This window comes from Longimonas sp. (genome assembly GCF_046498435.1).
Classification (GTDB): domain Bacteria; phylum Bacteroidota; class Rhodothermia; order Rhodothermales; family Salinibacteraceae; genus Longimonas.
Genome location: NZ_JAWOAR010000215.1, coordinates 21,673 through 33,143, shown reverse-complemented (window position 1 = coordinate 33,143; position 11,471 = coordinate 21,673). Strand labels below are relative to the sequence as shown.

Below are 11,471 nucleotides of genomic sequence, written 5' to 3'. Positions count from 1 at the left end.
GTACGGTTTCGACCTGGTCCAGGGTCAGCTCGTCCAAGAACTCGCGGGCGGCAAAGTCGGTGGCCTGGTTGGTGCGGTCGTCGCGCTGCACCATCGCATCAGCGCCCACGTTCCATTCGGCCGCGCCGGCGCTACCGCTGAGTGTAGTGCGCGCCCCACCGTACAGCCGGTCGAATGCGACGAGGCTGAAGGGGAGCGGATTCTCCAGGTCGCGGAAGCCCCCAAATGCGGTGGCGGTGAGCGTGGTGGTGTCGAATGCGTGGCGCAGACGCGCGCCCAGGTGGCCTTGTGTGCTCTGCTTGCCTGCGTTGAACGCGTCGAAGGCGGTGTTGGCTTGCGTGCGGTCCTCCTCCACCTCCTCGGCTGTGAGCGATCCGGGATTGCGGGCATCCTGGTCTACGAACGCGCCCACCACGTTGAGTTGCGTACGCGCTGCCAGGTCGAGTTGGGTGCTAAGCAGGGCGCGCGTAAAGCGGCCATCGCTGTTGTCGCGGAAGCCGTCGCGCCGCATATCCGACACCGCTACGCGCCAGGTACTGTTTTCGGTGCGGGCTACGCCCTCGGCGGCCAGTTGCTGCAATCCGTGACTGCCGCCGCCCGCGCGCAGCGTGGCCGTGGGCGTTTCAGCGCGGGGCTGCGTATCCAAAAAGAGCACGCCGCCGCTGCCGTTGCCCCAGAAGAGCGACGACGGGCCGCGTATGGCCTCGGTGTGGCGCACAAACAGCGGATCGACGATGTCGAGGAAGGCCTGTCCGTCGGGCATGGTGAGCGGGATGCCGTCGAGCTGCACTTGCACGCCGCGTACGCCAAAGGGCGAGCGCCAGCCCATGCCGCGCACCACGAGCCGCTCGCCCACGGCAAAGTGGCCGCGGTCGTTCAGCCACACGCCGGGGATGCCTTGCAAGGCATCGCTCAAGAACACGGGAGCCTCCAGCGTCTGGGCTTCCAGCGTGCGCTCAACCGTTGAGACCGTGAACGGCGCGCTGCCTTGGGTTTCGAGATTACGTGTGGCTTCGACGGTGATTTCGGGCAGCTCCACGACCGTGCTATCTGTGGGGGGCGGATCCGTTTGAGCATAGAGAGGCCCGGCGAGTCCGACCAAAATACAGAGGGCAAGAAGCGTAGCGCGATACATACAGCGTGGGGGATGCGTGACATAAATCGATCAACAGAAAAACGGGACGCTCCGCCAAGCGGTTCACTGCGTACGCAACGATTATGCGTCGTTTGTAGGTAGAACGAGCTTTTCTTCTGGTATCTACCCAACGGTGTCTCTCGTCTTCACGGCGCCTTTCACGGTGAAGGATTTCGTGATACACGCGTGATTCTCAAGATAGACGCGAGGCATGGCCGAACTCTGACATATGTTCAGACTACCATGTAATAACAAGTTGGTAGTCGAGTGTTTGCAGTCACGCCCCCCCTTTACCGGTAACCGGGCAGCCGTTACCGGGCAGCCGCGCGGTATTCGTCTCCAAGAAAGGTACCGTCCCTTTTTTCCTTTACCCCCTGTTCCTGATGAACCGTCTGATTGATTGGTTTGCGCGCAACAGCATTGCGGCAAACCTGCTCATGATGCTGTTTATCCTGGGAGGGGGGCTGGCTGCGACGACAATTGTGCAGGAAAACTTTCCGGAGTTCAGTCTCGACGCTGTAGAGGTGCGCGTGCGTTACCCGGGAGCCTCGCCCGAGGATGTGGAGGACTCGATCATTCAACGTATTGAGGACCAGGTGAAGGCGGTTGAAGGCATCGACCGCATACTGGCGACGGCGGCAGAGAACGTGGGCGTGGTGACGGTGGAACTGTATCGCGGTACAGACCTGGGCCGGGTACGGACCGACATTAAGTCGGAGGTCGACCGCATTACAGCGTTTCCAGACGAGGCTGAGGAGCCGATCGTAACGGAAGTCACCAACCGCGAGCAGGTGCTTCAGGTAGCGCTGCACGGAGACATTCCGCTTCAGGTACTCCGGAAGGCTACCCAGCAGGCTGAAAATGATCTCACCCTGAAACCGGAGATCTCGTACGTTCAGATGGATGGAGTGCCGGATGAGGAAATCTCCATTGAGCTCTCGCGCAATACGCTTCGTGCCTATGAGCTGACCCTTAGCGAAGTGAGCAGGCGCGTACGTGAATCAAGTCTTGACCTGCCCGGCGGAAGCATTGAGACGGAGGACGAGGAAATCAGCATCCGCACGGAAGGGCAAAACTACGTTCAGTCGGATTTTGAAGATATTATTCTGCTAAGCCAATCAGACGGTACAAGCGTGCGGCTTGGCGATCTGGCCACAGTGCGGGATGGGTTCGACCAAAACTCAGATCTCATCACCCGTTTCAACGGTGAGCCAGCGGTATTGCTCAACGTCTTCCGGACTGGCGACGAGCAGGCGCTGGATGTGGAAGAGACCGTAAAGAGCTATCTCAACACTGAACTCCGCCCTGAGCTTCCCCCGGGCATTACGGCCACCGTCTGGCGCAACAGCGCTGACAACCTGCGTACCCGGCTCAACATCATGATCGAAAACGGTCTCGTTGGGCTGGTACTGGTAATTTTGATGCTTACGCTCTTCCTAACCCCACGGAAGGCATTCTGGACGGCCTCAGGTATCTTCCTCTCGTTTTTGGGAGCGCTCATCCTGATGCAGTTGCTGGATGTATCCATCAATATGCTGTCGGTATTCGGCTTTATCATCGCAATGGGTATTGCCGTGGATGATGCCATTGTGGTGGTCGAAAATGTGTATGCCGAGCAGCGGCGAACAGGGGAGCCGCTTTCGGCAGCCATCGAGGGAACGCAGCGCGTGGCGACGCCCGTTGTGTTTGCCGTTCTCACCACTATCGCTGCGTTTGCGCCTCTTCTGTTTGTCGGCGGTACCATCGGGAAGTTCTTAGGGGACGTGCCCACGGTCGTCATTTTTATTCTGGCGATGTCGGTTCTGGAGGTGCTGTTTATCCTGCCCTCGCACCTTTCCCACAGTGCAGGACAGAAGCCTCCCAAGACATCCATCGGCCAAGCTCTGAACCGGGTACGCATGCGCGTAGACCGTTGGCTTACGAACTTCATTGAGGGGCCCCTGCAGAATGCCCTCAACTTCGCTACGCGCCACTATGGGATTGCAATCTCTGGCGGACTCGGGCTACTAATCATTACGTTCAGCCTGCTGGCAGGTGGGTATATCAAGAACGAATTCTTCCCAAGCATCCCGGGCAATGTGGTGACGGTCCAGGTGAAAATGCCACCAGGCACGAATGCCGCAGCCACCGAGCGCGCTGCCCAGCGGCTGCGGACACAGGGGGTGGAGGTGCTCCGCGAGCTGGAAGACGAGTCTGGGGAGCGTCTCCTCGAAACCAGCTACACGACTGTGGGCCGCCAGCCTGTTGCTTCGGGGGGGCGCACGCAGGCCGGATTCACGGCACAGCGCCCGAATGTGGCGGAGGTGAGCATCGAGATGGTTGATGCAGAAGAGCGAACCGTGCCTTCCCCCGAGCTAGAAGATCGCTGGCGCCGCGCGGTCGGCACGCCCGCAGACATCGAGTCGCTCGCCTTTGTAAGCAGTACGGGCGGTCCTGGGGGCGATCCTGTATCCGTGCAGCTTTTTGCCCCCACGGTCGAGCAGATGAAGCAAGCGGCGATGGTTGTACAGGACAGCCTTCAGCGGCGCGGGGGCGTTGTCAACGTAACGACGGACTGGGAGGAGAAGCGAGAAATTAAGCTCCGCCTTAAGCCCGCAGCTCGGACGCTGGGACTCACACTAAACGATCTGGCTCAGCAAACCCGGGCTGCCTTCTTCGGGGTCGAGTCGTACCGGTTGCAGCGCGGGCAGGATGAAGTACGCGTTTACGTACGCCTCCCAGACGAAGAGCGCAACGCCGTGGATGATCTTCATGCGTACCGGATTCGCACGCCGAGTGGAGACGCGGTGCCGCTTGACGAAGTAGCTACCGTCTCGCTCGGTACCAGCCCCACACAAATCCAGCGGCAGGACGGACGCCGCGTCGTCACGGTTAGCGCCGATGTGGATGCAACCATCATCACAGGAGGAGAGGCATCAGCACAGCTTGAGCAAGGTGCACTCGCTGCCCTGCAGGCACAAATGCCCGACCTCAGCTACCAGTTTGGTGGGCAGCAGCGGGAGCAGAACAAGTCGCAGGGGACGCTCCAGGTGGGTTTCCTGCTGGCTTTGTTTGCGATCTACGGGCTCCTGGCTATTCCTTTCCGGTCGTACGTGCAGCCGCTCATCATCATGGCGACCATTCCTTTTGCGTGGATTGGCGCGTTGTTGGGTCATTTTGTGCTCGGCTACAACCTCATCATGCCCAGCATCTTTGGGATTGTTGGGCTCAGCGGTGTTATCGTCAATAATGCGCTTGTGATGCTTGACTTTGCCAATGAGGCACGGGCCAAAGGAGCCTCGTGGCAAGACGCTCTCATCCAGGCTGGTCAAGTGCGCTTCCGCCCCATCTTCCTCACGTCGCTCACGACCTTCTTCGGGCTCGTTCCCTTCATTTTGGAACGGAGCGTAGAGGCCCAGTTCCTGGTTCCTATGGCAATCAGTCTTGGAGGCGGCATTCTGGCAGGCACCGTCATCCTTATGTTTATTGTGCCGGCCCTGGCTATGCTTCAGCATGACGCGACGCGGTGGATTAGGACGACCCTCTCCAGCCGTATGTTTTCGGGAGCTTCCAAATAATACCATCTGCGCTGAATCATCATACAGGTGTTTGCAATCGGTGAGCGACGAAACTCGCCTTAATGTCGCCGGGGACGCAAGCGGTACCGACAGCGGTCGGCACAGGTTACCCGGCTATGGGCTGCAAATCCTTAGCCCGGGATCAGGAGCGAAGTGCTGGGAGCACCGCGACCGAGTACTCCTGGGGTGCGGATATCCCGGGCGGCCTCCAACCTAACGTGTACATCGAAGTCTCGCACCTGGTATAAGATACTCCTTTTCCAGACAAACTCGCATGAACACATGCCTGCCCTGCAGCTGCCTATTTATCAGAGGGGCAAGGATTGCAGCACCTCTGCTATACTTTTGAGCAGTGCTTTTCCTTGTGCCTACGAAAGCACAACCTTCCACTTGAAGCAAGAGAGTCAACTACTCCGCTAAAGTACGGGACTCCCTGCGCTCGCAGACGCGACGCTCACATGTCGTGAAGCCAACTAATGGGCCGGTGGATCAACGCGCTTTATGCGAAACGCATTTGCGGTAACGAGCGCACTGCTTCCGGCCATAATGACGACCGCAGCAATCGGATGCAACAGTCCCGCCACCGCCAGCCCCACGCCGATGCCGTTGTAGGCGAACGTCCACCACAGATTCTGCTTCACAATGCGCGTGGTCTGCGCCGACAGGTTGGCCAGCCACGGCAGCATGCGCAGATCGTCGCGGTAGAGCGTGATGTCGGCGGCTTGCAGCGTAACGGGCGCGCCCTGCACCACCGCAATGCCCACGTCGGCCTCGGCCAGTGCAGGCGCGTCGTTGATCCCATCGCCCACCATGCCTACGGGGCCATGTTCAGCACGCCAGCGAGCGAGCGCCTCCAGCTTAGCTTCGGGCGTTTGTCCGGCAGTTACCGGAAGCCCCAGCGCATTGCCCAGCCGGTGGGCGGCCTCGGGCTGGTCGCCGGTGAGCAGGTGCAGCGCGTAGCCATGCTTGCGAAGTGCTTGCAGCGCGGGAGCGGCATCGGGACGGGGCGTTTCGGTGAGAAGCAGCACACCTGCTACCGCACCGCCGTACGTTACAAACAGGCGGATGCGTCCAGCCGCAGCAGGCACTGCAGTGTCTGGTGGCAGTGCCAGGCCCATCTGCTGCACGAGGGCCTTGCTTCCTACGCCGACGCGCTGCGTTCCCTCCGACGTATCGACGTGTCCCACGACCCCTGCACCCGGCACGGTGCGCACGTCGTGCGCAGAGGGAATGGCTTCGTTTTCGGAACGGGCTTCCTGAGCCGCTGTGCGGATGGCGTCTCCCAGCACGTGGTGCGTGTGCATCTCGACGGCGGCGGCATACTGCAAGAGTTGGTCGGGATTCGGATGCGGCGCTGATTTTCCATCGGCAGCAGCCAGTGCTACGGCCTCCACCTGCACCTCCTGGGCATCGAGGCGGCTGAGCGTGCCGGTTTTGTCGAACACAAGAGTAGATACACGGTGCAGATCCAGGAGCGTCTGTCCGTCGCGGATGAGCACGCCGTGCGTGGCGGCGCGTCCATGGGCCAGCACGCGGGTCAGCGGCACAGCGAGCCCGAGCGCGCATGGGCAGGTGATGAGCACCACGCTTAGCGCCACATACAGTGCTTTCTCGGCGCCTGCCATCCACCACCATCCGCCAAACGCGATGAGGGCGAGCGCAATGACCCCGGGAATCAGCACGCGCATGATGCGCTCGGTGCGCTTGGCGAGCCGCGAGGGCTGGGCCATGGCTGCGCGCATCGTTTCCTCAATTTGATGCAGCCGCCGGTCAGCGCCGGTTGCCGTAACGCGCAGTTCCAGCGTACCGTCTACGACCTGCGTGCCTGCAAAGCAGCGGTCGCCTTCCGATGTTGCGATGGGGGTTGACTCGCCCGTGAGCTGCCGGGTATCCACAAAACTGCGTCCGGAGACAACCACGCCGTCGGCAGGCACCACGTCGCCTGCGTGCAGGCGGATGCGGTCGTCGGGGCGAAGGGCATCGGGCGGCACCTCGCCAGGTTCTGGACAGAGGCGCTGGTACGTGGTGTCGGGCACGGTGAGCAGGGCACCAAGCACACGGCGTGCGCGGTGTTTGCTGCGTGCGGTGAGGTAGCGCCCCAGCGTGTAGAGCGCCAAGAGCATGACGGCAGTTTCGAGGTAGACGGGCCCCGTGCCGCGCACGTACGAGAGGAGGCTCACGAGCACTGCCGCCGAGGTGCCCATCGCAAACAAGAGGTGCAGCGACAGGCGGCCCTGACGAAGCGTGTTCCAGGCGGCGCGCACAACTGGCGTGCCCAGCAGGATGAGTGCGGGCGCTGCGGTGAGCACGAGTACCAGATGGGCGGTCCCCACGGCGTGCTCCAGGTTGCGCAGTGCCGCAAAGCCATACTCGGAGCTAATGGCGAGGCTCAAGACCATCGTAAATCCGGCCAATAGCCCGCCAATGACCGTGCGTTGTAGGAGTGGAGCGAGCGTAGCGTCATTTTCGTCGACCGCGTCGGCCCCCACGGTTTCGTCGAGCATCTGGCAGCCGTAACAGCAGTACTGCGCGTCGTCATCCTTACCGGGGATGGGCGTGTCGAAGAGCGGAAGGTCGCAATGATCACAGTGCTGCATGGCAGGACCTGTTCATTAGCCGCAGGATGTTACCCGCGTTCTTGAGGCAGGAGGCCGTCTCCGTAGAGACGCGCCAGTAGAGACGCGCCACTGGCACATCTCTACGGGGGCGGCGTCACGTTGTCGTGGGTAGTAGGGGCACGGCGCGCCGTGTTTCTACGAATGGATTCCGCGTTACTCGCTCTCAGATTCGCCTTCGTTTGCATCTTCACTGTCTTCCTCTTCGGATTCGCCCAGGTCAGCGCCTTCGGGGAAGCCCTGATTGGCGGTGTCGTTGAGCTCTTCGGCACTCCACGCCTCGCTGCGTTCCGATTCGGCCTCGCGCAGTGCTGCCACCTCATCAGCCGTTACTTCGGAAGCGTCGTTTTCCCATTCACTGCGAATATGTGTAAGGACAGCGGCAATCTCTGCATCATCCAACTGATTCTGCCAGCTCGGCATGACGCCGTTGTACTCTTCGCCGAGCACCTCCATCGGCCCCTCCATTCCGTGCAAGAGGATACGGATGAGTCGGCCTTTGTCGCCCGTTACCCAGTCAGATTCAACCAGGGGCGGGAACTGGCCGGAAACGCCTTGCCCGTCGGCTTGGTGGCAGGACTGGCAGCGGTTGTTGTAGATGCGTCCGCCATCGACGGTGACTTCGGTCGCGTCTTCCTCTTCGGAGGCAGCAGCGAGGGTGCGTCCTTGCAGCCACGGATCGGTGCTGAAGTCGCCGACGTAGCTTCCCAGGTAATAGACGTTAAATAGGATAACGCCAAAGATGATCATCCAGAGCCACATGGGGGGCGCCTCGCCGCCTTCGGGACGAAGGGGTTCCTCGCGAAACAGAGGCGCGAGCATGTCGATGGGCTCGGGCGTTTCGTTGAAATCATCGGAGCGGCCGTCGGCATCCGAGTTGGGTGCATCTTGGGGCGCGCCGGCAGATGAGTCGGGCTGATCGGAGTCAGTGGGCATAGCACAGGGCGACGGAAGCGTTCGGGAAAGAGCAGAGCAGGGAGCCGAGGTTAGGAGTCATCCGCTTCTTGCAGCTCCAGCGTCATCAGGTACTCGTAGAGCGCGAGGGCTTCGTCGGTTGCAACGACAACCTGCCCCTCGGGGGGAGCATACTCGCCACTAATGGGCACGGTGACTTCGGAAGCGCGCACCTCTTCTTCGTTCTTGACCTCGAACAGGTAGGGATACGCCGGCATCACTGATCCTTCGCTAACCGAGCGAGGCTGATACAGGTGCGCCAGTTGCCAGTCGCGGCTGGGTTGGCGCGAGGCAATATCATGCAGGTCGGGCCCAGTGCGCATCGTGCCCATCTGGTGGGTGTCGTCGAACACATAGTCGCCTGGTAGCGACCCACGCGAGCCCCATCCACGATCGATATCACTGCCAAAGCCATCGGGGCGCACCTGCTGCGTGTGGCAGTAGATGCAGCCCTCGCGCATGTAGACCTGCTTACCCAGGCGTTCCTCGAACGTGTAGTCGGTCGTTCCAGGAGTTGGCTCAATAGCCGCCAACTGCAGACTGGGAACCAGCGCCAGCGCGGTAAAGCTCATGAGGATCGCCGCAAGGGCGCCCATGAAGATAAGGAAGGCACGCGTCATAGCCAGATCGCCAGGTCGTGAGGGAAAAACAAATGGTAGAAGTTACAGGCCGGGCTGCTCGTCAATAGCCGGTGTGGGTTGGGTGTCACGTGAGCGGAACATGTCTTCGGGCGCAGGGCGGAAGTACGTAGGACCGGTCTGCGGGGCGCCCTGGCGCATGATGATGCGATAGAGCAGATACGCAAATACGATATGCCCAAGTGTCATGAGCGTACCCCCAATGGAGCGGACCCAGAACCAGGGTTTTAGATCCTCAACAATCTGTAAGAAGGCAACATTGGAATCCAGCAGTTGGAGTCCCTGAATCACTCCGCCAATGAACAAGGCGGTAATGTAGATACCAATGCCGAGGCCGGTCGTCCAAAAGTGGAGGCTCACCAGTCGGGGGCTCTCCCATTCCCACTCCATCACGCGTGGCATGATGTAATACGTTGCACCGAACAGAATCATGGTGGCGAAGGCGTACACGCCCAGGTGCGAGTGGGCAATGGTGTAGTGCGTGAAGTGCGTAATCTCTTGCCAGGCGCGCAGCGACTGAAACGAGCCCTGCAGGCTCACGGCGGTGTAGCTCATCGCGCCAAACACGACAAAGCGCAGCGTAGGACTGTAGATCACTTTTTTGAAGTGACCAACGACGGTGAGGTGGTGGTTCACCGCGACGACCACGACTGGAATGATCATCATCATGCTAAAGACAATGGAGACGGTAGTTGTCCACTGCGGCACGGGGCCCCCCACCAGGTGGTGAGCACCCGCCCAGTTATAGAAGAGGGCGAGCGTCCAGAAGCCAAGATAGGACAGGTGGTAGCTATACACCGGGCGCCCAACGACTTTAGGAATGAGGTAGTACGCAGCGGCCAGCGCGATGGGCGTGATCCAGAGCCCCAGGATGTTGTGCGCGTACCACCAGTTGGCGGTAGATTCAGGTACGCCGCTGTAAATGGGTAATAGAATCGCAATGACCAGAAACGGCCCCCACAGCATGGCAGCGCCGATGTACCACACCGAAATAAAGAGGTGGTGTACGCGTCGATCACGAAGTGTAAGTAGGAAGGCGGCTGTGGCCATGGCCATAGCGGGAACGATAAAGGCAAACGCCAGAAGCGGCATCTCAACCCACTCGATAGCGCGCGAGTAGCCTACCAGAATGCCAATGGTGCCAATGACCATGCCCACATTCCAGATACCTGCGCTGGCCAGGAGTAAGCCTTGCCCGCGGAGTTTTGTTTTTAGGAGGCGTGCCCACAGCCAGGTGGCCACCCCCACGCCAGTCATCGAAATCCATCCATAAATGACCGTGTTCAAGTGGGCCGGGCGTACGCGTCCGAACGTGAGCCAGCCCTGTTGCACGAGCCAGTCGGGCATGTTGAACTTCAGGCTTGCAATGATAGCCAGGACCGACCCAACAAGGAGCCAGAACGTACCACTCGCAATAAAGGCAATGACAGGCCATTTCGTAGACTGGTCGACCGTACGGCGCCAGTTGGCTTCAAGCATGCCGGTATCGGATACGGAAGATTCGGGCATGGAAACCGAGCCAGTAGAGGAAGAGTCGTTGGCCATAATAGCGGTTCGAGTTCAGGCGAAAGATGCAACAGGGCAATGGCGGACGGTAGGGGTGCTACTATGGGGAGGTTTTGGTGTTATTATCGGAGGTGGAGTCGGCATCAGAGGGAGCCTCACGAAAGAACTGGTCTTGCGGCGTACCTACTGGCTCGTCTTCGTCAAAGATCACATAAGCGCCCGATTGCAAGTTGGAGAAGTGCCCGGCTTTCACTGAACGGAACAGAATGGTGAGGGTGATAGCAGCGCCGGTAAACAGCAACCCAAGAATAACAGAAAGAGGAAGGTACGTCATCAGCTTGCAGGGACACAGTTCGAGTATGACGTCGTGCTCTGTCACAGATGATTCATAGGGTAACGCATGGGCTCCCACTTTATAGTCATCCCGGACAATCCCGGCAGCCGTCGGGAGCAGATCCGGGATCTCTTGTGGACTTCCATGACATTCATTCGCGTGAGCTACCCAACCATTGACGTGTGACACAGCAGTAGGCATGTGGAGACAGCTATGAGGAACCGACGAGTGGCACGGCGTTCGGTACCGATAGTGGAGCAGGCCGCGCCTGCGCCTCCGAGACGTATACTTCGGTGCGGGCGCTGCGGCTTTCGTCTTCTGAAGAAGGCTCTTCAGAGGACGGCATCGTGCGCATCACCATCCACACGATAACAATGAGAAAAATAGCCGCACCCAGGTAGAGCGTGAGTACCAGTCCATTGGTAGCGCGCTCAACGTTGAATTGGGAAGAGTCGTACGAGGAGTCGCTCATAGCTGGCAAAACAGGATAGCAGAAGCTCCTGATATATTATTGTCATTACAAGTTACAGGGCGGATACTCGTAAGATTCGGAAGTCGTGTGACAACTATACAACGAGTGGACGATAGCAGTAGTTGTAAAGATGGCGATGGGTATGCCCAGGTGCAATAGATACATGGGCAATGAATGAAACGAAGTACGAACGAGACGTCTGGCGTACAGCATTGTGACATGTTCGCGGAGGTGAGGGGAGGGCGACGTTGGAAGCAGAG

At 59.8% G+C, this 11,471-nt stretch carries 8 protein-coding genes; 1 reads left to right on the top strand and 7 read right to left on the bottom strand.

What is annotated here, in order from left to right:
• Positions 1-1,135 (bottom strand): TonB-dependent receptor (locus tag R6U20_RS08230; protein WP_410337381.1); only part of this gene is annotated, 1,135 nt, incomplete at its 3' end.
• A gap of 383 nt (positions 1,136-1,518) precedes the next feature.
• On the opposite strand from R6U20_RS08230, the gene R6U20_RS08225 reads away from it, so the two are divergent.
• The gene (locus R6U20_RS08225) at positions 1,519-4,692 is read left to right on the top strand and encodes an efflux RND transporter permease subunit (RefSeq protein ID WP_410337380.1); all 3,174 of its coding nucleotides are present in this window, start codon (positions 1,519-1,521) and stop codon (positions 4,690-4,692) included.
• A gap of 473 nt (positions 4,693-5,165) precedes the next feature.
• On the opposite strand, the gene R6U20_RS08220 is transcribed toward R6U20_RS08225, so the two are convergent.
• The 6 genes from R6U20_RS08220 to R6U20_RS08195 all read right to left on the bottom strand — a co-directional run bounded on the left by R6U20_RS08220 (position 5,166) and on the right by R6U20_RS08195 (position 11,211).
• A complete protein-coding gene (locus R6U20_RS08220) occupies positions 5,166-7,289 on the bottom strand; it encodes a heavy metal translocating P-type ATPase (protein WP_410337379.1) in 2,124 nt (707 codons plus the stop codon).
• 174 nt (positions 7,290-7,463) lie between these two features.
• On the bottom strand, positions 7,464-8,243 hold the full coding sequence (locus R6U20_RS08215) for a c-type cytochrome (RefSeq protein ID WP_410337378.1): 780 nt from the start codon (positions 8,241-8,243) through the stop codon (positions 7,464-7,466).
• 50 nt (positions 8,244-8,293) lie between these two features.
• Complete coding sequence (locus R6U20_RS08210) at positions 8,294-8,881, bottom strand: cbb3-type cytochrome c oxidase subunit II (RefSeq protein WP_410337377.1); 588 nt, start codon at positions 8,879-8,881, stop codon at positions 8,294-8,296.
• 42 nt (positions 8,882-8,923) lie between these two features.
• A complete protein-coding gene (locus R6U20_RS08205; protein WP_410337376.1) occupies positions 8,924-10,444 on the bottom strand; it encodes a cbb3-type cytochrome c oxidase subunit I in 1,521 nt (506 codons plus the stop codon).
• Between the two features lie 61 nt (positions 10,445-10,505).
• Positions 10,506-10,739, bottom strand: a complete 234-nt coding sequence (locus tag R6U20_RS08200) for a hypothetical protein (protein ID WP_410337375.1) — start codon at positions 10,737-10,739, stop codon at positions 10,506-10,508.
• Between the two features lie 211 nt (positions 10,740-10,950).
• On the bottom strand, positions 10,951-11,211 hold the full coding sequence (locus R6U20_RS08195; RefSeq protein WP_410337374.1) for a hypothetical protein: 261 nt from the start codon (positions 11,209-11,211) through the stop codon (positions 10,951-10,953).
• Positions 11,212-11,471 lie beyond the last annotated feature (260 nt).